We start from the raw sequence: 22,198 nt of genomic DNA on the forward strand, positions 1-22,198 counted from the left end.
ACCCTGATCAGGGTCGGCGGCCGATCGCCGTGGATGTGGAGCTTAGGAGACTCGAACTCCTGACATCTGCCTTGCAAAGGCAGCGCTCTACCAACTGAGCTAAAGCCCCGCGACAGCACTGCGCGCGCCGTCGGGCACTAGCGTACCGGTTCTCGCCGCGGATCCGGTGCGGAGCCCCGGCAACCGGTGTCGGGCAGCGGTCGGCCCAGCCCGTGACTGGGCCGACCGGCCCGTGGGGCGCCCCGCAGGGGCACCCGAAGATCGTCGGTCGTCAGACCGTCAGCGGCTCAGCGGCCGGCCGGGACCGGGTCGGTGGCCTCGGTCCACAGGTCCTGCTCGGCGCGGTCGGCCTGGACCTGACGGTAGACAAAGAAGCCGCCGAGGGCGACCAGGGCGACCAGGAGAAGCTTCTTCACCGCGGGACCTCGTCCTTCTTGCGTTGTGGACTCGACAGCCGTGCTCCGGCCGGACCGGCCGGGCGACGAGTCCATGATTGTTTCGAGCGCGAACGGGCTGCCGGATGGATGCCAGACCGCCCTTGCGGCCGATGATACACACCGGTGTCCCAATCGTGACCAGCCACCGCTGCGTCCAACCGTCCGCTCCGGTCGGCGGATTGACGCCGTACTTCCTGTCGTACGGTCGGCCCGCCGATCACTCCGGCGGACGCACCACGACCACCCGGCCGGACTCCAGGTCCACCCGGGTCCGCGGCGGCGCCCCGTCGCCCTCCTCGTCCCGCAGCATCAGGCTCGTCCGGCGCTGGTCCAGCTCGTTCTGCTTGCCCGCCGCGAACTGCGCGTGCAGCTGTTCGAACCCGGTCGCCGAGATCTGGCCCTCGCGGCCCGTACCCCGCCAGGGCACCCACCGCGACCGCCGGGCCCGCAGCGCCAGCTGGTCCAGGAAGGCGAGCGCCACCAGCGCACAGACCAGCCCGGGGATGCTCATCGCGAAGAAGACCGCCACACCGCCACCTCCTCTCCACACGTCCTGCCCGGAGAACCCCCGGGAGGGACGCACGGTTCCGGCTCCGGGAGGGAAGCTGCGGCGGAATGGCGAAGGGCCCGGAGTGAAGATCACTCCGGGCCCTTCGCGTCGGTGGGCCTAACAGGACTTGAACCTGTGGCCTCTTCCTTATCAGGGAAGCGCTCTAACCGTCTGAGCTATAGGCCCTTGCCGCACTGAAAGATTAGCGGACCGAGCGCCGATCTCCCAAATCCGGATCCGAAGGGCTCCCGGCCGGGGCCCCGAGGGCGGTCGCGGCCTGCCCCCCGGAGGCCGTCCGCAGCAGCCACTCCGCGCGGGTGGCGGGGAGCGAGGCGGTGCCGTCGGGGTGGGCCCGGACGGCCAGGACCTGGTTCACCCCGATCCGGTTCTCCTCGAAGGCCAGCGCCGAGGCCGCCATGTACAGCCGCCAGACCCGGGCCCGCCCCCGGCCGACCAGGCGGACCGCCTGCGCCCAGTGCGCCTCCAGGTTGGCGACCCACTCGCGCAGGGTGAGCCCGTAGTGCTCGCGCAGCGCCTCGACGTCCCGGACCTCGAAGCCGGCCTCCTCCAGCCGGGCGACCGTGGCGCCCACCGGGGACAGCTCGCCGTCGGGGAAGACGTAGTGCGCGATGAACGGGCTGGGTCGGTACGGCTCGCCCGGCAGGTCGGGGCGGCGGGAGATCTGGTGGTTGAGCAGCCGCCCGCCGGGGGCCAGCAGCCCGTAGAGCCCCTCGGCGTAGAACCGGTACTGCTCGGAGCCGACGTGCTCGGCCATGCCCACGCTGGAGATCGCGTCGAAGGGGCCGTCCGGGACCTCCCGGTAGTCCTGCAGCCGGATCTCCACCCGGTCGGCGAGACCGGCCTCCTCGACCCGCCGCCGGGCCAGCGCGACCTGCTCCCCGGAGATGGAGACGCCGACCGCGGTGACCCCGTAGTGCTTCGCCGCGTGCAGCACCAGCGAGCCCCAGCCGCAGCCCACGTCCAGCAGGCGCATCCCCGGGTGCAGGCCCAGCTTGCGGCAGATCAGGTCGAGCTTGGCCTCCTGGGCCGCCTCCAGGCTCCTGGCGGCCGGCGTCCAGTACGCGCACGAGTAGACCATCGAGGGGCCCAGCACGAGGCCGTAGAAGTCGTTCCCGACGTCGTAGTGGTGGCTGATCGCGGCGCGGTCCCTCCCGCGGCTGTGCAGCCGGCCCCGGACCGTCCCGGCCTCCTCCGGCGGCGGGGCGGGCGGCAGGCCCAGCCCGCCGGCCCGCAGCACCGCGCCGAGCACCCGGCGGCCCCGGGGGCCGAGGACGTCGCCGGGGCCCAGCCGCAGCTGCCGGATGTCCGGCCGCTCGGAGAAGTGCGCCACGGCCGCCAGGACCTCGTACAGGTCGGTGTCGTGGGCCAGCTCAAGGTCCCCCGAGACGTACGCGCGGGCCAGCCCGAGCTCGTTCGGCTGCCAGAGCAGCCGGCGCACCGCCCGGCGGCTGCGGAGCACCACGGTGGGGGCTCCGGGCGGCCCGGCGGTGCCGCCCGACCAGATCCGCACCCTGAGGGGCAGCGGAGCCCCCAGCAGGCCCTCCAGGGCCTCGACGAGCTCCTCCGCGAGCCGGTCCGCCATCGCGCGCCTCCGTCCAGCCGTCGTCCAGACCAAGCCGTTCACCCGGGCGCGACCGTACCGGCCGCGACCGCGGCCCTGCCGAGCGCCGGACGAGCGCACCAAGCTTTGCCCACCGCCTCCGCCCCGATTCCGGGCGGCGCGCCGGGCGCGGTGGCTGTCACCCGAATGCCAGCGGGCCCCGCAGGCTGCAACAGCCTGCGGGGCCCGAACATTTCCGTCCACGGACGGAAATCTGACGGCGGCTCAGCGCGGGGCGCCGGCCGGTGGGGGGACGGTCAGTCCTCCTCCGCCAGGGTCAGCTCGACGCCGCCGGTGAAACCGGCCGCCGCGTTGTAGATGAAGGCCGACAGCGTCGCCAGCGCGGTCAGCAGCACCACGTCGACCACCGCGATCAGCGAGGTGAAGGTCATCACCTTGCCGAAGCCCACGTAGTCCATGATGTCCAGGCCGCCGGTGGTGTCCGAGCTGGTGACGTCCGTGAGGGTCTTGCCCAGCGAGTCGAAGACGCCGAGCGAGTCCAGCGTCATCCACAGCACCGCCGAGGCCACGATGATGATGATCCCGACCGCCAGCGACAGCAGGAAGCTGACCTTCATCACCGACCACGGGTCGGCCTTGGTCACCCGCAGCCGCGCCTTGCGGGTGCGGCCCAGTCCCCCGCCGACCCCACCGGCCGCACCGGCGGGCGCGGACGCGGCGGCCGGACGGCGGGCCGCGCCGCCGGGCACCGGGGTGCCGCCGGGCGGGGTGTTGCCCACCCGGGTGCCGCGGGCCGGCGTCGGCTGGCCCTTGGCATACGTCGTCGGCTGGGAGAAGCCGCCCGCGCCGGGCGCGGGCGCGCTCGGCGGGGGAGGCGCGGACTGGCCGCCCTGCCCACCGTAGGTCGCCCCGCCGCCCTGGCCGGCTGCGCCGACCGGGGGCATCAGCGAGGTGGACGCGGCCGGGTGCTCGGCCGGCGGCTGCGGCACGCCGTACGCGCCGCCCTGTGCTGCGCCCGGACGGCCGCCCGCGGCGCCTCCTGCAGCACCCGTGGCTCCACTCACCTGGTCCTCCCGCACTTCCCACCAGGGCGTCGGAACCGCCCTGCGTCGTCACTCGTCAGTCGTCACTGCACTGCCTGCACTGCCACCCGCAACGGCCTGCCCGGCGCACAGCGCCCGCACACCGCCGTCGGCCGGCACCGCCGTACCCCTCGGGCACGACGGTACCGGCCCCGACGGTATGGATCAGGCTCCGGCGCCCGCGCCGTCGACCGTCTCCGTACCCTCGCCGACCTCGGCGGACTCGGTGGCAGCCACCTCGTCCTCCGCCGTCTCCTCGTCCTCGGCCTCCGCGTTGCGGGCCATGCCGACCACCGCATCGCGCTTTCCGAGGTTGATCAGTTGGACGCCCATGGTGTCACGTCCGGTTTCACGAACCTCGGAAACCCTGGTCCGAATCACCCCACCCGAGAGGGTGATGGCCATGATCTCGTCGGTCGCGTCGACCACCAGGGCGCCGACCAGCGAGCCGCGGCCCTCGACGATCTTCGCCGCCTTGGTGCCGTAGCCACCGCGGCCCTGGACACGGTACTCGTCCACCCCGGTTCGCTTGGCGTAGCCGCCGTCGGTGGCGGTGAAGACGAAGGTGCCCGGCCGGACCACGTTCATCGACAGCAGCTCGTCGTCCTCGCGGAAGGACATGCCCTTCACGCCCGAGGTGGCGCGGCTCATCGGGCGCAGCGCCTCGTCCGTCGCGGTGAAGCGGATGGACTGCGCCTTCCTGGAGACCAGCAGCAGGTCGTCGTCGGCGGAGACCAGCTCGGCGCCGATCAGCTCGTCGTCCCGGCCCTCGTCGTCCTGGCGCAGGTTGATCGCGATCAGGCCGCCGGAGCGCGGGGAGTCGTAGTCCTTGAGGGCGGACTTCTTCACCAGACCGGCCCGGGTCGCCAGAACGAGGTACGGCTTGTCCTCGTACGTGCGTACCGCCATCACCTGGGTGATGTGCTCCTCCGGCTGGAACGCCAGCAGGTTGGCCACGTGCTGGCCGCGGGCGTCGCGGCCGGCGTCCGGCAGCTCGTAGCCCTTGGCCCGGTAGACCCGGCCCTTGTTGGTGAAGAACAGGATCCAGTTGTGGGTCGTCGTCACGAAGAAGTGGTCGACGATGTCGTCCTGCTTGAGCTGGGCACCGCGCACGCCCTTGCCGCCGCGCTTCTGCGAGCGGTACAGGTCGGAGCGGGTCCGCTTGACGTAGCCGCCGCGGGTGATGGTGACGACGATGTCCTCCTCGGCGATGAGGTCCTCGATGGAGAGGTCGCCGTCGGAGGGGATGAGGGTGGAGCGCCGCTCGTCGCCGTACTTCTCGACGATCGCGGTGAGCTCCTCCGAGATGATCTCCCGCTGGCGGGCGGGGGAGCCCAGGATGACGTTGTACTCGTCGATCTTGCGCTGCAGCTCGTCGTGCTCGTCGGTGATCCGCTGGCGCTCCAGGGCGGCCAGCCGGCGCAGCTGCATCTCCAGGATCGCGTTGGCCTGCAGCTCGTCGATGGAGAGCAGCTCCATCAGGCCGGTGCGGGCCGCGTCGGCGCTGGCCGAGGCCCGGATCAGCGCGATGACCTCGTCGATCATGTCGAGGGCGCGGAGCAGGGCGCGCAGGATGTGCGCGCGCTCCTCCGCCTTGCGCAGCCGGAAGGTGGTCCGGCGGACGATGACGTCGATCTGGTGGTTGACCCAGTGCCGGATGAAGGCGTCCAGCGAGAGCGTGCGCGGCACGCCGTCGACCAGGGCCAGCATGTTGGCGCCGAAGTTGGTCTGCAGGTCGGTGTGCTTGTACAGGTTGTTCAGCACGACCTTGGCGACGGCGTCGCGCTTGAGCACGATCACCAGGCGCTGGCCGGTGCGCGAGGAGGACTCGTCGCGGACATCCGCGATGCCCGCGACGCGGCCGTCCTTGACCAGGTCGGCGATCTTCAGCGCGAGGTTGTCCGGGTTCACCTGGTACGGCAGCTCGGTGATCACCAGGCACTGGCGGCCCTGGATCTCCTCGACCTCGACGACCGCGCGCATCGTGATGGAGCCGCGCCCGGTGCGGTACGCCTCCTCGATGCCGCGGCGGCCGACGATCAGCGCGCCGGTGGGGAAGTCCGGGCCCTTGATCCGCTCGATCAGGGCTTCCAGCAGCTCCTCGTTGGACGCGTCCGGGTGCTCCAGCGCCCAGAGCGCGCCGGAGGCCACCTCGCGCAGGTTGTGCGGCGGGATGTTGGTGGCCATGCCGACCGCGATGCCGGTGGCACCGTTGATCAGCAGGTTGGGGATGCGCGCCGGCAGGACGGTCGGCTCCTGGGAGCGGCCGTCGTAGTTGGCGGCGAAGTCGACGGTCTCCTCGTCGATGTCGCGCATCATCTCCATGGCCAGCGGCATCATCTTGCACTCGGTGTAGCGCATGGCCGCGGCCGGGTCGTTGCCCGGGGAGCCGAAGTTGCCGTTGCCGTCCACCAGCGGCATCCGCAGCGACCACGGCTGGGCCAGGCGGACCACGGTGTCGTAGATCGAGGTGTCGCCGTGCGGGTGGTAGTTGCCCATGACGTCGCCGACGACGCGGGCGCACTTGTAGTAGCCCTTCTCGGGGCGGTACCCGCCGTCGTACATCGCGTAGAGCACGCGGCGGTGCACCGGCTTGAGGCCGTCGCGGACCTCGGGCAGCGCGCGGCTCACGATCACGCTCATCGCGTAGTCGAGGTACGAGCGCTGCATCTCGGTTTCGAGCTCGATCGGCTCGACCCGCAAGGTCACCGCGGCGGTTTCCTCGGGGGTCTCGGGCTGCTCGCCTTCGGGACGGTTGTCGTCGACCACTGGTGGTCAGTTTCCTTTCACGCGGACTGGTACGTGCGGGGCCCTCGGGGAGGCGTCACACGTCCAGGAAGCGGACGTCCTTGGCGTTGCGCTGGATGAAGGAGCGGCGGGCCTCGACGTCCTCGCCCATCAGGACGGAGAACAGGTCGTCGGCGCGGGCGGCGTCCTCCAGGGTGACCTGGAGCAGCAGGCGGTGGGCCTGGTCCATGGTGGTGACCCGGAGCTCCTCTGCGTTCATCTCGCCGAGGCCCTTGAACCGCTGGATCGCGTCGTCCTTCGGCAGCCGGCGCCCGGCGGCCACGCCCGCCGCGATCACGGCGTCGCGCTCGCGGTCGGAGTAGACGTACTCGAAGTCGTCCTTGCCCCACTTGATCTTGTACAGCGGCGGCATCGCCAGGTAGACGTAGCCGGCCTCGACCAGCGGCCGCATGAAGCGGAACAGCAGGGTGAGCAGCAGGGTGCGGATGTGCTGCCCGTCGACGTCGGCGTCCGCCATCAGGACGATCTTGTGATAGCGGAGCTTGGACTCGTCGTAGTCCTCCTGGATACCGCAGCCGAAGGCCGAGATGAGCGCCTGGACCTCGGTGTTCTGCAGGACCTTGTCGATCCGGGCCTTCTCGACGTTCAGGATCTTGCCGCGGATCGGCAGGATGGCCTGGATGCGCGGGTCGCGGCCCTGCTTGGCGGAGCCGCCGGCGGAGTCACCCTCGACGATGAAGATCTCGCACTCGGCCGGGTCCTTCGACTGGCAGTCGCTGAGCTTGCCCGGCAGCGAGGCGGACTCCAGCAGGCCCTTGCGGCGGGTGAGGTCGCGGGCCTTGCGGGCGGCGACGCGCGCGGTGGCGGCCTGGATGGACTTGCGGATGATGTCCGCGGCCTCGTTGGGGTTGCGGTCCAGCCAGTCGTTGAGGTGCTCGTGGACGACCTTCTGGACGAAGGTCTTCGCCTCGGTGTTGCCGAGCTTGTCCTTGGTCTGGCCCTCGAACTGCGGCTCGCCGAGCTTGACCGAGATGATCGCGGTCAGACCCTCGCGGATGTCCTCGCCGGAGAGGTTGTCGTCCTTCTCGCGGAGCAGCTTCTTGTCGCGCGCGTAGCGGTTCACCAGGCCGGTGAGCGCGGCGCGGAAGCCCTCCTCGTGGGTACCGCCGCCGTGCGTGTGGATGGTGTTGGCGAAGGAGTAGACCCCCTCGGTGTACGAGGAGTTCCACTGCATGGCGATCTCCACCGAGATCGCCTTGTCCTTGTCCTCCGCCTCGAAGTCGATCACCGAGGGGTGGACGGGCTCGCCCTTGCGGGAGTTGAGGTGCGCGACGAAGTCGGCGATGCCGCCGTCGTACTTGTACGTGACGGAGAGCGGCTTGCCCTCCTCGTCGGCGTGCTCGGGGCGCTCGTCGGTCAGCGAGATGGTCAGGCCCTTGTTGAGGAACGCCATCTCCTGGAAGCGCCGGGAGAGCGTCTCGAAGGAATAGACCGTGGTCTCGAAGATGTCCGGGTCGGCCCAGAAGATGACGCTGGTGCCGGTGCGCTCGGTGGCCTCGTGCTTCGCCAGCGGGGCGACCGGGGTGCCGGCCTTGTACTCCTGCGTCCAGCGGTGGCCGTCGGTGTGGATCTCCACCGCCAGCCGGGTGGACAGCGCGTTCACCACGGAGACGCCGACGCCGTGCAGACCGCCGGAGACGGCGTAGCCGCCGTTGCCGAACTTGCCGCCCGCGTGCAGCACCGTCAGCACGACCTCGACGGCGGGCTTGCCCTGGCCGGGCATGATGCCGACCGGGATGCCGCGGCCGTTGTCGTCCACGCGCACGCCGCCGTCGGTCAGGATGGTCACCTGGATGGTGTCCGCGTGCCCGGCCATGGCCTCGTCGACGGAGTTGTCCACGATCTCCTGCACCAGGTGGTGCAGGCCGCGCTCACCGGTCGAACCGATGTACATGCCGGGGCGCTTGCGGACGGCGTCGAGGCCCTCCAGCACCTGGATCGCGCTGGCGTCGTAGGACCTCTCGGACTGGTCGGTCTGGTCTGGGGTCTGGCTGGGGTTGCCGGAATCGGCCACGAAGCGCCCTCTCTGGCACAGCACGGGCCGCATTCCCGCCCCGTGTGGGCGGGCGTGCGACCACGGCGTTTCGACTCGGTTGCCACTAGCAACAGTGTTTGGCTCCCAGTCTACCGGTACGACTGACAGAGATGGGCGTTTGGCAGCCTCTGAGGGCAGATATGCCGCCCTGAATCCCCTCTGCACATGTCCCGATACTCGACCCGGGGGCCCAGAGCGCCAGGAAGGGCCGTCAGCGGTTCCGGAAGATCCGCATCCGCCGGCCCGGCGGACCGCCCGGCTCACCCGAAGGTGTCACCCGGCCCCTTGCTCCCCGGGGCGCGCAGCCGCCCGTAGCCGCGGACCGGCGCGGCCGGGCCCAGCACCTTGATCGACCGGACCGTGCCGTGCCCCAGCTCCTGGTTCAGCCGGGCCACCAACTGCCGTGCGAGCCACCTCAGTTGCGTGGCCCAGGCGGTGGAGTCGCACTGCACGGTGAGCACCGCGCTCGCGTCGTCGTACGAGGTGGGCTCGCAGTGCGCGGCGATGTCCGGGCCGACGATCTGGCCCCAGCGGCCCATCACCCCGCCGACCGCCGCCGGCGACTCCCAGCCGCGCTCGGTCAGCAGCCGGTTCAGCGCGGCACCCAGCGGCACCGGGTCGCGGCCGTCCGAGCGCGCCCCGCTGCGCAGTCCCTGCCGCTTGGCCTCGCGCTTCTCCCTGACCTGCTCGCCGCGCTCCCTGGCCTGGGCGCGGGCGGCCCGCAGGGCGGACCGGGCCAGGTCGGCGCCGCTGAGCCCGGGCGCGGGCTGCGGGTCGGACGGGGCGGGCGACGGGGACGCCGACGGTTCGAGGGCGGGCTGCTGGGCCGGCTCGCTCACGGCGGTCTCCTCTCCGCGGGGCCGCGGCTCCGCGGACCGCCGCCCCGATCCGTTGTCCCCAGGCTGTGGACAACGCCGAGCGGTCCAGGGTACGGGAGGGGCGGGGCCGACGGCGCGGACGGGAGTCACCGGGCGGGACGGGACGGGCCCGGAGCCGGGCGCAGGACGTACAGGTGTACGGGTACGAGCCGACGTCCGGGTGGGTACGGGCGGGCGTGCGGGTACGGGCGGGTGCGGCCTCAGGCGTCGACGCGCTGCACCGCGCCGTCGGACACCGCGTAGCGGGCCCCGGCCAGCGCCTTGGGCACGTCCTCGGCCACCGCGGCGGTCACCAGCACCTGCTCGCCGCCCGCGACCAGCTCCGCCAGGCGGTCCCGGCGGGCGGCGTCCAGTTCGGCGAAGACGTCGTCCAGGATCAGCACCGGCTCCCCGCCGTCCGCCCGCAGCAGCTCGTACGAGGCCAGCCGCAGCGCCAGCGCGTACGACCAGGACTCGCCGTGGCTGGCGTAGCCCTTGGCGGGCAGCGGGCCGAGTCTGAGCACCAGCTCGTCGCGGTGCGGGCCGACCAGGGTGAGGCCGCGCGCGACCTCCTGCGGGCGCACCGCCTGCAGGGCCTCCAGCAGCTGCTCCTCGGCCTGCTCGCGGCTGGTCGGCAGCGCGCCCTCGAAGGAGCTGCGGTACTCCAGGACGGTCTCGCCGCCGCCCGGGGCGAGCCGGCCGTACGCCTCGGAGACCAGCGGCTGGAGGGCGGCGACCAGCTGGATCCGGAACGCCGTCAGCTCGGCGCCGGCCCGGGCGAGGTGGCCGTCCCAGACCTCCAGGGTGGAGAGGTCGGCGCCCTTGCCGCCACCGGACCTGCGGGCCGCCGCGGCGGTCTTGAGCAGGGCGTTGCGCTGCTTGAGGACCCGTTCGTAGTCCTGCCGCACCCCGGCCAGGCGGGGGGCGCGGGCGGTCAGCAGCTCGTCCAGGAAGCGGCGCCGCTCACCGGGGTCGCCCTTCACCAGCGCGAGGTCCTCGGGGGCGAACAGCACCGTCCGCAGCAGGCCCAGGACGTCCCGCGGGCGGACGTTGTCGGAGCGGTTGATCCGGGCCCGGTTGGCCTTGCCCGGGGTGATCTCCAGCTCGACCAGGGTGGTCCGGGAGCCGGCCACCACGGAGGCCCGGACGACGGCCCGTTCGGCCCCGAGCCGGATCAGCGGGGCGTCGGTGGCGACCCGGTGGCTGCCCAGGGTCGCCACGTAGCCGATCGCCTCGACCAGGTTGGTCTTGCCCTGGCCGTTGGGCCCGACGAAGGCCGTCACACCCGGGTCGAGGGGCACCTCGGCCCGGGTGTACGAACGGAAGTCGGCGAGCGACAGGTGCGCGACATGCATGGCTGTGGACTGCGCCCGCCTTCTGTGGATGCGCCGGTCGGCGACCGGTGACGACTACTTCGACTCGACCGCGTGGCCGCCGAACTGGTTGCGCAGCGCGGCGATCATCTTCATCTGCGGCGAGTCGTCCTGGCGCGAGGCGAAGCGGGCGAACAGCGAGGCGGTGATCGCCGGCAGCGGCACGGCGTGGTCGATGGCGGCCTCGACCGTCCAGCGGCCCTCGCCCGAGTCGGCGGCCCAGCCGCGCAGCTTGGCCAGGTGCTCGTCCTCGTCCAGCGCGCGGACGGCGAGGTCCAGCAGCCAGGAGCGGATGACCGTGCCCTCCTGCCAGCTGCGGAAGACCTCGCGCACGTCGGTGACCTCGGGGGCCGCCTCCAGCAGCTCCCAGCCCTCGGCGAAGGCCTGCATCATCGCGTACTCGATGCCGTTGTGGACCATCTTGGCGAAGTGGCCGGCGCCGACCGCGCCCGCGTGCACCGAGCCGAAGTCGCCGGCCGGCTTGAGGGCGTCGAAGACCGGGCGGACCTTCGCCACGTGCTCGGCGTCGCCGCCGTACATCAGCGCGTAGCCGTTCTCCAGGCCCCAGACGCCGCCGGAGACGCCGCAGTCGACGAAGCCGATGCCCTTCGCGGCCAGCGCCTCGGCGTGCTTGATGTCGTCGGTCCAGCGGGAGTTGCCGCCGTCCACCACGACGTCACCGGGGGAGAGCAGCTCGGCGAGCTCGTCGACGGTCGCCTGGGTCGCGGCACCGGCGGGCACCATCACCCAGACCACCCGGGGGCCCTGGAGCTTGGTGACGAGCTCCTGGAGGCTCTCGACGTCGGAGATGTCAGGGTTGCGGTCGTAGCCGATGACGGTGTGGCCGGCGCGGCGGATCCGCTCGCGCATGTTGCCGCCCATCTTGCCGAGACCGATGAGGCCGAGCTCCATGACCAAGTCCTTACCTGTGGTGACGTGCCTGCCGGCGGCGCCCTTGCCGCACAGCCCTGAGCCTACGCGCTGGAGCGGCACGGCCTCCCGCGGTCGGAGCCCGACCGGGGGAGGCCGTCCACAGGTTGTGCACAGCCTGTGGGCAACTGCACGGGACCGCGGAACCGGGATCAGCCCGAGAGGCGGACCGGCATGATCAGGTACTGGTAGGCCTCGTCCGCCTCGGCGTCCACCGCGGCCTTGCCGCTGAGCAGGGCCGGCTTGGTCGGGGTGGTGAAGCTCAGCTGGGCGAAGGGGGAGTCGATGGCCTTGAGGCCCTCCTCCAGGTAGCCCGGGTTGAAGGCGATCGAGATGTCGTCGCCCTCCAGGTCCGCGTCGATCCGCTCGGTGGCCTGGGCGTCGTCGCCCGAGCCGGCCTCCAGGGTCAGCACGCCCTGCTCGAAGTTGAGCCGGACCGGGGTGTTGCGCTCGGCGACCAGCGAGACGCGCTTCAGCGCCTCCAGGAAGGGCTGCGTCTGGATCGCGGCGATCGCGCTGAACTCGGTCGGGAAGAGGCTGCGGAACTTGGGGAACTCGCCCTCCAGCAGGCGGGTGGTCGTCCGCCGGCCGGCGCCCTCGAAGCCGATCAGGCCCTCGCCCGCGCCGCCCGAGGAGAGCGCGATGGAGACGGTGTCGCCGCTGCCCAGGGACTTCGCGATGTCCTGGAGGGTCTTGGCGGGCACCAGGGCGACCGCGGAGATGTCCGGCTGCTCGGGCTTCCACAGCAGCTCGCGGACGGCGAAGCGGTAGCGGTCGGTGGCGGCCAGGGTGATCCGGTCGCCCTCGATCTCGACCCGCACACCGGTGAGCACCGGCAGGGTGTCGTCCCGGCCGGCGGCCACGGCGGCCTGGCTCACAGCGGAGGCGAAGACGTCCCCGGAGACGGTGCCGGTCGCGGTGGGCATCGCGGGCAGGGCGGGGTACTCGTCCACCGGGAGGGTGGGGAGGGTGAACCGGGAGCTGCCGCAGACCACGCTGACCCGCTGGCCGTCGGTGGAGATCTCCACCGGCCGGTTCGGCAGGTTGCGCGAGATGTCGTTCAGCAGCCGGCCGGAGACCAGGACGGTGCCGGACTCCTCGACGTCGGCCTCCAGCTCGACCCGGGCCGAGACCTCGTAGTCGAAGCCGGAGAGCGCCAGGCTGCCCTCCTGCGCGGTCAGCAGCAGGCCGGCCAGCACCGGCACCGGCGGCCGTGCCGGGAGGCTGCGGGCAGCCCAGGCCACCGCCTCCGCGAGGACGTCACGCTCCACCCGGAACTTCACCGGTAACCGCCTCCTGGATCGAGCGCTCCCGCTCGCAAGTCTCTGGTTCGTCTGATCTTGATCGTCGGTGCGCCTGACCGCCGAGCGCTGCCGCTCCGCTTCCAGTCGCCGAGGACAGTCTGACGTACTCCACCGACAGACGGGGCAGACGGGCGGAAGCAGACCCGAACGGATGTCGGGTTCGTGTTGTCCACAGATTTCGGGCCGACCTGCTTTTGAACGAGTCCAGGGGTCTATAGGTGTAGTGGTAGTAGTAGGGCCTGTGGAAACCGTGGATAACCCTGTTTGCGCAGGTCAGGCCAGGTTTTTTGTCCACATGCCCTGTGGACCCCGGTTGTGGACGGACACGCGCCGCTGTGGACAGCTCAGCGTTACCCACAGCCCACGGTGAGTATCCACAGGTTATCCCCAGGCCCGTCCCCAGATCCGGGGCCGGTTATCCACGGGCGCCGGTCAACATCACGTGACGCCTTTCACACCAGGGTATGAACGACGGGGCAATGTTGTCGAACTGTGGACACGCCTGTGGAGAACCTGGGGATAACCCCCGCTCCCCTGGGGACAACCGGTGGACAACCCGATCGGCCCACTGACGGGCCGCCAATTGTCCACACCCTGTGGATAACCGTTGTGCACAAGTCCACAGGGGTCTGACCTGCGCCGAAGAGCGTAGCCCGGACGGGCCTGTGGAGGAATTCTGGATAACTCCCGGTCCGGGGGCCTGTGGACGGTGGAGAACCCGCCCGGCCTGTGGATTCCGGCCCCCGGCGCCGACCGGGTTCGAATCACCGGTCAGATGTTCGGTACGCGCTGTGGACTGGCGTTCCGTCCGCTGCGCCATCCCTGCCCGCCGCCCGGCCCGCGCACACCTGTGGATACGCCGGAGGGGCGCCAGGACGGCTCCTGACGCCCCTCCGGGGCTGCTGCGGGGCTGCTACGGGCGGCGGGGCCGCCGCGCGCTAGCTCTTGATGCGGTTGGTGAGTTCGGTGACCTGGTTGTAGATGGAGCGCCGCTCGGCCATCAGCGAGCGGATCTTCCGGTCCGCGTGCATCACCGTGGTGTGGTCGCGCCCGCCGAACTGCGCGCCGATCTTCGGCAGCGACAGGTCGGTCAGCTCCCGGCAGAGGTACATGGCGATCTGGCGGGCCGTCACCAGCACCCGGCTGCGCGAGGATCCGCAGAGGTCGTCCACGCCGAGGCCGAAGTAGGCCGCGGTCTGCTGCATGATCAGCTGCGCGGTGATCTCCGGGCCGGCGTCCTCGTCCCCGCCCGGGATGAGGTCCTTGAGGACGATGCCGGCCAGCTCCAGGTCGACCGGCGCCCGGTTGAGGTTGGCGAAGGCGGTGACCCGGATCAGCGCGCCCTCCAGCTCCCGGATGTTCCGGGTGATCCGGGAGGCGATGAACTCCAGCACGTCGGCCGGGGCGTTCAGCTGCTCCTGGATCGCCTTCTTGCGCAGGATCGCGATCCGGGTCTCCAGCTCCGGCGGGGTGACGTCGGTGATCAGTCCCCACTCGAAGCGGTTGCGCAGCCGGTCCTCCAGGGTGGTCAGCAGCCGGGGCGGCCGGTCGGAGGAGAGCACGATCTGCTTGTTGGCGTTGTGCAGGGTGTTGAAGGTGTGGAAGAACTCCTCCTGCGTGGACTCCTTGCTCGCGAGGAACTGGACGTCGTCCACGAGCAGGATGTCCATGTCCCGGTAGCGCTTGCGGAAGGTGTCCGCCTTGCCGTCCCGGATCGAGTTGATGAACTCGTTGGTGAACTCCTCGGAGGACACGTAGCGCACCCGGGTGCCCGGGAACAGGCTGCGCGAGTAGTGCCCGATGGCGTGCAGCAGGTGGGTCTTGCCCAGCCCGGACTCGCCGTAGATGAACAGCGGGTTGTACGCCTTGGCCGGGGCCTCGGCGACCGCCACCGCCGCCGCGTGCGCGAAGCGGTTGCTCGCGCCGATCACGAAGGTGTCGAAGAGGTACTTGGGGTTCAGCCGGGCGGCCGGCTCGTCCTTGCGGGAGCCGCCGGCCGGGGGAGCGCCGGGCGGCGCCGGCACCCCGGGCACCGCCGGACGGTCGGTGGCGCGCTCGACGGGCTTCTCGGTGCCGCGGCCGGCCCCGGGCCGGGCCCCGGCCGAGCGGCGGCCGGCGCCGGTGCGCGGGTGCTCGTTCGGGCCCGGGCCGTACGCGCCGCCGAACAGGTCGCCCTGGGTGGTGGCCGGCGGGCCGGGCAGGGGCCGGGGGGCCGGTCGCTGGGCGGGGGCCTCCGACTCGCGGTAGCCGCCCGGCTCCGGGTAGCCCGGGGACTGCTCGGGGTAGCCGGGGCCGTCCTCCCATGCGGGCCGGCGGGCCGGTCCGCCGTACGGGGAGGCCGGGGGCTGCTCGTAGCCGCCGTCGTCGTAGCGGTCGCGCTCGTAGCCCGGCTCGTCGTACTTCTGCTCGTAGCCCTGGTCGTACGGCTGCTCGTAGGGGCGCTCGTACGACGGGCGCCCGTACTCGCCGCCCTCGCCGGGGTAGGGCTCGCCGCCGGGGTACGGTTCGGCGGCCGGCGGCTCGGCGGGGGCGGGGGAGGTGGGGACGGCGTTGGCGTCGACCATGACGGCGATCCGTACCGGCCGGTTCAGCTCGCGGCTGAGCGCGTCGGTCAGCTGGGGGAGGAGCCGGCCCTCCAGCACCTGCTTGGCCCGCTCGTTGGGGGTCGCCAGCAGGGCGGTGTCGTGCATCATCCACATCGGCTGGGTGCGCTGCACCCACTGCTTGTCCATCTCCCCGATGTCCGGGTCGTTGACCAGCCGCTCGACGACCCTCGCCCAGACCGGGACGAGGTCGCTGTTGACATCAGCCACTGGTGCACGCTTTCTCGGTTCCCCGCGGCTCCAGCAGGGGGGTGGTGGATCGGGAGACTGTGGATCTGCCGGGGCCCTCGGGGCCGGTGCTTCGGTCGGCCGGGGTTTCGAAGAACAAACCAGACAAGTCCTGCAACGGTAGTCAGCGAACAGAGCCGATTCAAGTCGTTGTCCACAGGCTGTGGGCAGCGGACTCGGTGAACGGCTGGTTTGACCCTCGCGCCCCGTCCCGCGTACCGTAACCAGGTCGAGTTGTCGATGGCCGCTGCCGCATGTCCGCGGGTCCGCCCGCTCCATAAGGCGCGCAGCACGGGCGCCGTGGATTGCCTCAACCCCAGCCGAACTGGGGTGATGGGCCGGATTTCCGAATCGGGGAGATCACGCGGACGCACGGTGACGGCCAAGCGACTTCCCGTCATCCTACGATTTGTCTCAGGAGCCCCCGAGTGAGCAAGCGCACCTTCCAGCCGAACAACCGTCGTCGCGCCAAGACCCACGGCTTCCGGCTGCGGATGCGTACCCGCGCCGGCCGCGCCATCCTGGCTGCCCGCCGTGGCAAGGGCCGCGCCAGCCTGTCCGCCTGATCCGCGCCAGAGTCTGTTGTGCTGCCCTCCGAGAATCGGCTGCGGCGGCGCCAGGACTTCGCGACCGCGGTGAAACGCGGTCGCCGGGCCGGTCGGCCCCTACTGGTCGTCCATCTCAGCAGAGACGGTGACCCGAAGGGGCCGACCGACCGGACCAGCGACTCCCGCCCGCACGTCGCCGAGGGGACTCCTTCGGCGCGTGCGGGTTTCGTCGTGAGCAAGGCTGTCGGCCCGGCGGTCGTGCGCAACCTGGTGAAACGCCGGTTGCGCCATCTCGTGCGTGATCGTCTGTCCAGGCTGCCCGCCGGTAGCCTGATAGTGGTGCGTGCGCTGCCCCAGGCCGCGACCGCCTCGTACCAGGACCTCGAACACGACCTGGACGCGGCGCTCAAGCGGCTGCTCAGGGTGGAGCCCGCCGCGACGGCGCCGACGGGAGCAGGGCGATGAAGTACCTGCTGATGGGTCTGATCAGGGTCTACCAGTGGACCATCAGCCCACTGCTCGGTCCGGTCTGCCGCTATTACCCCTCCTGCTCGCACTACGGCTACGAGGCCGTCAAGGTGCACGGGGCGGTGAAGGGCGGCGGCCTGACCGTCTGGCGCATTCTGCGCTGCAATCCGTGGACGCCCGGCGGTGTGGACCACGTCCCGCCCCGCAAGCGTCCGGTGTGGCACCGCCGGCTGCGCGATCTGCTCAACCGCAGGTCGGCGGCCGATCGGGTGGAGACCGCACCCCCCGCCGGTCCGGACCCCGAGGGCCCGGCGACCATTGGCCGTGCGGCCGATCCCACTGTCCAAGGAGCCTGACCGGTGACCTTCTCCTTCCTGAATCCCCTGTACACAGCGGTGTCCTGGATCATCGTCCAGTTCCACTCGCTGTTCAGCCACGTCTTCGACCCGGACGGTGGTTGGGCCTGGGGTCTCTCCATCGTGATGATGGTGGTCGTCATCCGGATCTGCCTGATCCCGCTCTTCGTGAAGCAGATCAAGGCGACCCGGGCCATGCAGGCGATCCAGCCGAAGATGAAGGCCATCCAGGAGCGCTACAAGAACGACCGGCAGCGCCAGTCCGAAGAGATGATGAAGCTGTACAAGGAGGCGGGTACCAACCCGTTCTCCAGCTGCCTTCCCATCCTCGTGCAGGCGCCGTTCTTCACCGCCCTCTACGGTGTGCTGGCCAAGGTCGCCGAGCACGAGCCGATCGGCGTCATCGACGGCACCCTGCTCGACAGCGCCGCGCAGGCCCACATCTTCGGTGCCCCGCTCTCGGCGACCTTCGTCGGCAGTGACGACGTCAGCGTCAAGATCGTCGTCGCCGTGATGATCGTCCTGATGTCGCTGTCGCAGTTCGTCACCCAGCGCCAGCTGATGACCAAGAACATGGACCTCACGGTCAAGACGCCGTTCATGCAGCAGCAGAAGATGCTGATGTACGTCTTCCCGATCCTGTTCGCCGTCATGGGCATCAACTTCCCCGTCGGTGTCCTGGTCTACTGGCTGACCACCAACGTCTGGTCCATGGGCCAGCAGCTGATCGTCATCCGCAACAACCCGACGCCCGGCAGCAAGGCCTGGGACGAGCGCCAGGACCGCATGAAGAAGGCCGGCCGGATCGCCCCGGACGGCTCCGTGATCAAGCGCCCGCTGTTCGGCCTGCTGCCCCCGAAGAAGACCGAGGCCACCGCCGCCGAGGTCGTCGAGGAGTCGGTGCAGGCGCGCCGCCAGCAGCCGCGCCGCCAGAGCAAGTCCCAGCGCCAGCACGGCGGCGCCGCGCCGACCACCAGCCTGACCAAGGACGCCCCGGCCCCGGCCGAGGAGCCCGCGGAGACCGGGACCGCCGACAGCAAGGCCGAGACCGCCGACGCCAAGCCGGCGGGCGCCAAGCAGCCGGCCGGACGCTCCGGCGGCACCCGGCCGGGCCAGCGCCAGCAGCCCCGGCGCGGCGGCCAGGGCGGCCAGCGGCCGAAGAAGAAGTCCTGACCGGCCCCGGATTGTCAGCGGCCCCCCGATCCTCGTATCCGGCCCACCATCCGGGCCTCATCTCCGAAGGAGTCCATCAGTGACGGAAGGCACCACCTCCGCCGTCGAGGCCGAGGCCGCCGCCAGCGCCGACGAGAGCCTCATCCCCCGTCTGGAGCAGGAGGGCGACATCGCGGCGGACTACCTGGAGGGTCTGCTCGACATCGCGGACCTCGACGGTGACATCGACATGGACGTCGAGGGCGACCGCGCCTTGGTGTCCATCGTCAGCGACGGCAACGACCGGGCCCTGCAGCGCCTGGTGGGCCAGGACGGCGAGGTGCTGGAGGCCCTGCAGGAGCTGACCCGGTTGGCTGTCCACCGGGAGACCGGCGAGCGCAGCCGCCTCATGCTGGACATTGCCGGCTTCCGGGCCCGCAAGCGCTCCGAGCTGGCCGAGCTGGGCGCCCAGGCGGCCGAGCAGGTCAAGGGCACCGGCGAGCAGGTCAAGCTGCGGCCGATGACGCCCTTCGAGCGCAAGGTCGTCCACGACGCGGTGGCGGCGGCCGGACTGCGCAGCGAGTCCGAGGGCGAAGAGCCCCAGCGGTGCGTGGTCGTGCTGCCGGGCTGAGTCCCGAGACCGGGCGAGTGAGCGAGTCACAGACCCCGTCCGCCTCGTGCGGGCGGGGTCGTCGTCCCTCGGGAGTGCCCCGGGGGAGACCGACCCGGGACTGATGTTTCACGTGGAACAGTGCGGAGAGCGGGTCGGTGGATCCGGGGAGCGGAGAGGCTGAGATGGACACGGAGCGTGGGGCTGCCGAGGAGCCCGGCACGGGCACTGAGGAGCCGGCTGTCGAAGCCGTGACGCCCGATGCCCCGGCTGCCGATGCCCAGGCTGCCGAGGCGCCGGTCGTCGAGGGGCCGGGCGAGGCACCGGCCGTGGCCCGGGAGATCTTCGGGGACCGCTACGAGGCTGCGGTCCGCTACACCGAGCTGCTGGCCACCGCGGGCGTCCAGCGCGGGCTGATCGGCCCCCGCGAGGTGCCCCGGCTCTGGGACCGCCACGTGCTCAACTGCGCGGTGCTCGCCGAACTGCTGCCGCCCGGCTCCACCCTGTGCGACGTCGGCTCGGGTGCCGGCCTGCCCGGCATCCCCGTCGCGCTGGCCCGCCCGGACGTCTCGGTGACCCTGCTGGAGCCGCTGCTGCGCCGGACCACCTTCCTGGAGGAGGTCGTCCGCGAGCTGCGGCTGGAGAACGTCACCGTGCTGCGCGGCCGGGCCGAGGAGATGGTCGGCAAGCTCGCGGTCGACGTGGTGACCGCCCGCGCGGTGGCGCCGCTGGACCGGCTGGCCGGCTGGGGGATGCCGCTGCTGCGTCCGCACGGCCAGATGCTGGCGCTCAAGGGCGACAGCGCGGAGCAGGAGCTGGCCGACAGCCGGGCGGGGCTGGCCAAGCTGGGTGCGGTCGAGTCGTCGGTGATCTCGGTCGGCGAGGGCACCCTGGAGACCTCGACCCGGGTGGTCCAGGTCAAGGCCGGCGAGAGCCCGGGCGGGGTCAGGGCCGCCGCCCGACGGGCGAAGATGGCCCGGGCCGGACGGAACGCGGGCACCGCGGCCCGGAGCGGCGAGCGGGGCCGGGGCGGTCGGCGCCGTCCGCGCTGAACAACTTCCGGTGAACGGGCGGGTGGTCTTCGGCCACCCGCCCGTTGCCGTTCCCGGCCGCGGTTGGGCCGCCCGGGGGCGGGCGCGGTCCGTCGGAGTGTCGCACCGTCAGATTTCCGACAAAGCGGGCATGGTGTTTCACGTGAAACGTCGCTCCATGCTTACCGGAATCCTGAGTCGCAGCCGGGCGGCGACTGTTGCCGCTCCGGTTTCACGTGAAACACTGACCCCCATGCAGGACTCGGAGACCATCGACCAGATCGATGACACGCCCATCGCGCGTGCCGCCCAGGCCGCCGTCCAGGCGATCGGGCGGGCCGGCGAGGGGCTTCCCAGGCCCGCCGCCACCCGGGTGATCGTGGTCGCCAACCAGAAGGGCGGGGTGGGCAAGACCACCACCACCGTCAACCTCGCCGCCTCGCTCGCCATGCACGGGCTGCGCGTCCTGGTCGTCGACCTCGACCCGCAGGGCAACGCCTCCACCGCCCTCGGCATCGACCACCACGCCGACGTGCCGTCGATCTACGACGTGCTGGTCGACGGCAAGCCGCTGGCCGACGTGGTGCAGCCGGTCGTGGACGTCGAGGGCCTGTTCTGCTGCCCCGCGACCATCGACCTGGCCGGCGCCGAGATCGAGCTGGTCTCCCTGGTCGCCCGGGAGAGCCGCCTGCAGCGCGCCATCGCCGCGTACGAGCAGCCGCTGGACTACATCCTCATCGACTGTCCGCCCTCGCTCGGCCTGCTCACGGTGAACGCCCTGGTGGCCGGCCAGGAGGTGCTGATCCCGATCCAGTGCGAGTACTACGCGCTGGAGGGCCTCGGCCAGCTGCTCCGCAACGTCGAGCTGGTCCGTGCGCACCTGAACCCGGTGCTGCACGTCTCGACCATCCTGCTCACCATGTACGACGCGCGCACCCGTCTGGCGGCCCAGGTCGCCGAGGAGGTCCGGACGCACTTCCCGCAGGAGGTGCTGAGCACCGCGATCCCGCGGTCGGTCCGCGTCTCCGAGGCGCCGAGCTACGGGCAGACCGTCCTCACCTACGACCCGGGCTCCACCGGGGCGCTCTCCTACCTGGAGGCCGCCCGGGAGCTGGCGATGCGGGCGGTGACCGCCGAGAGCGGCGGACCGCTGGTGGGCCAGCAGCGCGGTACGGGGCACACTGCCCCGATGGCACAGCACAGCAGCACGACGGAGGGCAATCGGTGAGTGGTCGCAGGGCTCTGGGACTCGGACGCGGACTGGACGCGCTGATCCGCACGCCCGTACAGGTGGGCGACGGGGGAGCGGTGGAGCCGGCGGGGTCGTCGCCGGTGCCGGTCGGGACGGTGCCCGCGGCCCGCTTCGCCGAGCTGCCGCCGGACCTGATCGCGCCGAACCCGCGCCAGCCGCGCCAGGAGTTCGACGAGGACAAGCTCGCCGAGCTGGTCGCCTCCATCAAGGAGGTGGGCCTGCTCCAGCCGGTGGTCGTCCGCCAGGTCGGCCGCGAGCGCTTCGAGCTCATCATGGGCGAGCGCCGGCTGCGGGCCTCTCGGGAGGCCGGGCTGGAGCAGATCCCGGCGATCGTCCGGGCGACGGACGACGACAGCCTGCTGCTGGACGCCCTGCTGGAGAACCTCCACCGGGCCGAGCTCAACCCGGTCGAGGAGGCAGCCGCGTACGACCAGCTGCTGCGCGACTTCTCCTGCACCCACGACGAGCTGGCGGACCGCGTCGGACGGTCCCGTCCGCACGTCACCAACACCCTGCGGCTGCTGAAGCTCGCCCCGGCGGTCCAGCGGCGGGTGGCCGCCGGAGTGCTGACGGCCGGGCACGCCAAGGCGCTGTGCGGGATCCCCGACGCGGAGCGCCAGGAGGAGCTGGCCGCGCGGATCGTCGCGGAGGGCCTCTCGGTGCGGACCACCGAGGAGATCGTGAAGCTGATGGAGTCGGAGAAGCCACAGCGTGCGGCCGGCGGCCCCAAGGCGGGCAAGCTGATGTCGCCGGCCTTCAACGACCTGGCAAGCCGACTCTCCGACCGGTTCGACACCCGGGTGAAGGTCGAGGTCTCGCAGCGCGGCGGGAAGCTCGGCAAGGGCAAGGTCGTGCTGGAGTTCGGCTCGGTGGAGGACCTGAACCGCATCCTCGACAGCCTGGCGCCGGGCGAGGAGGGGCTGCGGCTGTCGCAGGGCTGATCGACTGCTGAGCGAAAGCCGATGGGTGCATGTTCCGCGTGAGCCGTGTTT

Annotated in this window: 19 protein-coding genes and 2 tRNA genes; 8 read left to right on the forward strand and 13 right to left on the reverse strand. The window is 71.6% G+C overall.

The genetic code is table 11. The features are described from left to right. Nucleotides 1–36: 36 nt before the first annotated feature. The 13 genes from ACWGB8_RS26860 to dnaA all read right to left on the reverse strand — a co-directional run bounded on the left by ACWGB8_RS26860 (nt 37) and on the right by dnaA (nt 15,771). Nucleotides 37–109: transfer RNA gene (locus tag ACWGB8_RS26860), tRNA-Ala, on the reverse strand. Between the two features lie 178 nt (nt 110–287). Further along, nucleotides 288–416: a DLW-39 family protein gene (locus ACWGB8_RS26865; protein WP_014137031.1), complete on the reverse strand. Its 129-nt coding sequence runs from the start codon at nt 414–416 to the stop codon at nt 288–290. Nucleotides 417–654: 238 nt separating this feature from the next. After that, nucleotides 655–966, reverse strand: a complete 312-nt coding sequence (locus tag ACWGB8_RS26870) for a DUF6191 domain-containing protein (protein WP_452216178.1) — start codon at nt 964–966, stop codon at nt 655–657. A 133-nt stretch (nt 967–1,099) separates the two neighbouring features. Beyond that, a tRNA-Ile gene (locus ACWGB8_RS26875) sits at nt 1,100–1,173 on the reverse strand. 16 nt (nt 1,174–1,189) lie between these two features. Then, nucleotides 1,190–2,590 (reverse strand): class I SAM-dependent methyltransferase, encoded by a 1,401-nt coding sequence (locus ACWGB8_RS26880; protein ID WP_452216179.1) that lies wholly within the window; start codon nt 2,588–2,590, stop codon nt 1,190–1,192. 275 nt (nt 2,591–2,865) lie between these two features. Beyond that, the gene (locus ACWGB8_RS26885) at nt 2,866–3,633 is read right to left on the reverse strand and encodes a DUF3566 domain-containing protein (RefSeq protein ID WP_452216180.1); all 768 of its coding nucleotides are present in this window, start codon (nt 3,631–3,633) and stop codon (nt 2,866–2,868) included. Nucleotides 3,634–3,816: 183 nt separating this feature from the next. Continuing rightward, nucleotides 3,817–6,420 (reverse strand): DNA gyrase subunit A, encoded by a 2,604-nt coding sequence (gene gyrA / locus ACWGB8_RS26890; protein WP_452216181.1) that lies wholly within the window; start codon nt 6,418–6,420, stop codon nt 3,817–3,819. Nucleotides 6,421–6,475: 55 nt separating this feature from the next. Beyond that, entirely contained in the window at nt 6,476–8,497 is a 2,022-nt protein-coding gene (gene gyrB, locus ACWGB8_RS26895; RefSeq protein ID WP_452216182.1) for a DNA topoisomerase (ATP-hydrolyzing) subunit B, read from the reverse strand. A gap of 257 nt (nt 8,498–8,754) precedes the next feature. Next, nucleotides 8,755–9,234: a DUF721 domain-containing protein gene (locus ACWGB8_RS26900; protein ID WP_452216199.1), complete on the reverse strand. Its 480-nt coding sequence runs from the start codon at nt 9,232–9,234 to the stop codon at nt 8,755–8,757. A gap of 338 nt (nt 9,235–9,572) precedes the next feature. Further along, the gene (recF, locus tag ACWGB8_RS26905; protein WP_452216183.1) at nt 9,573–10,706 is read right to left on the reverse strand and encodes a DNA replication/repair protein RecF; all 1,134 of its coding nucleotides are present in this window, start codon (nt 10,704–10,706) and stop codon (nt 9,573–9,575) included. A 54-nt stretch (nt 10,707–10,760) separates the two neighbouring features. Further along, nucleotides 10,761–11,636, reverse strand: a complete 876-nt coding sequence (gene gnd, locus ACWGB8_RS26910; RefSeq protein WP_452216184.1) for a phosphogluconate dehydrogenase (NAD(+)-dependent, decarboxylating) — start codon at nt 11,634–11,636, stop codon at nt 10,761–10,763. Nucleotides 11,637–11,806: 170 nt separating this feature from the next. Further along, a complete protein-coding gene (gene dnaN / locus ACWGB8_RS26915) occupies nt 11,807–12,937 on the reverse strand; it encodes a DNA polymerase III subunit beta (RefSeq protein ID WP_452216185.1) in 1,131 nt (376 codons plus the stop codon). Nucleotides 12,938–13,896: 959 nt separating this feature from the next. Continuing rightward, the gene (gene dnaA, locus ACWGB8_RS26920; protein WP_452216186.1) at nt 13,897–15,771 is read right to left on the reverse strand and encodes a chromosomal replication initiator protein DnaA; all 1,875 of its coding nucleotides are present in this window, start codon (nt 15,769–15,771) and stop codon (nt 13,897–13,899) included. Nucleotides 15,772–16,217: 446 nt separating this feature from the next. On the opposite strand from dnaA, the gene rpmH reads away from it, so the two are divergent. The 8 genes from rpmH (at nt 16,218) to ACWGB8_RS26960 (ending at nt 22,147) form a co-directional block, all read left to right on the forward strand. Then, nucleotides 16,218–16,355 carry a 50S ribosomal protein L34 gene (gene rpmH, locus ACWGB8_RS26925; RefSeq protein ID WP_030059672.1) on the forward strand — a complete coding sequence of 46 codons (138 nt, stop codon included), beginning with the start codon at nt 16,218–16,220 and terminating at the stop codon, nt 16,353–16,355. A gap of 18 nt (nt 16,356–16,373) precedes the next feature. Next, the gene (gene rnpA / locus ACWGB8_RS26930) at nt 16,374–16,802 is read left to right on the forward strand and encodes a ribonuclease P protein component (protein WP_452216187.1); all 429 of its coding nucleotides are present in this window, start codon (nt 16,374–16,376) and stop codon (nt 16,800–16,802) included. Next, entirely contained in the window at nt 16,799–17,161 is a 363-nt protein-coding gene (yidD, locus tag ACWGB8_RS26935; protein ID WP_452216188.1) for a membrane protein insertion efficiency factor YidD, read from the forward strand. Before rnpA ends, yidD begins: the two co-directional genes overlap by 4 nt. Nucleotides 17,162–17,164: 3 nt before the next feature. Continuing rightward, nucleotides 17,165–18,334: a membrane protein insertase YidC gene (gene yidC, locus ACWGB8_RS26940; RefSeq protein WP_452216189.1), complete on the forward strand. Its 1,170-nt coding sequence runs from the start codon at nt 17,165–17,167 to the stop codon at nt 18,332–18,334. 79 nt (nt 18,335–18,413) lie between these two features. Continuing rightward, complete coding sequence (locus ACWGB8_RS26945) at nt 18,414–18,944, forward strand: Jag family protein (protein WP_452216190.1); 531 nt, start codon at nt 18,414–18,416, stop codon at nt 18,942–18,944. 164 nt (nt 18,945–19,108) lie between these two features. Beyond that, a complete protein-coding gene (rsmG, locus tag ACWGB8_RS26950) occupies nt 19,109–19,975 on the forward strand; it encodes a 16S rRNA (guanine(527)-N(7))-methyltransferase RsmG (RefSeq protein ID WP_452216191.1) in 867 nt (288 codons plus the stop codon). 259 nt (nt 19,976–20,234) lie between these two features. Further along, nucleotides 20,235–21,182: a ParA family protein gene (locus ACWGB8_RS26955; protein ID WP_452216200.1), complete on the forward strand. Its 948-nt coding sequence runs from the start codon at nt 20,235–20,237 to the stop codon at nt 21,180–21,182. Further along, nucleotides 21,179–22,147 (forward strand): ParB/RepB/Spo0J family partition protein, encoded by a 969-nt coding sequence (locus ACWGB8_RS26960; protein WP_452216192.1) that lies wholly within the window; start codon nt 21,179–21,181, stop codon nt 22,145–22,147. The genes ACWGB8_RS26955 and ACWGB8_RS26960 overlap by 4 nt, the downstream gene beginning before the upstream one ends. Nucleotides 22,148–22,198: the final 51 nt, after the last annotated feature.

It is taken from the genome of Kitasatospora sp. NPDC054939 (assembly GCF_053610105.1).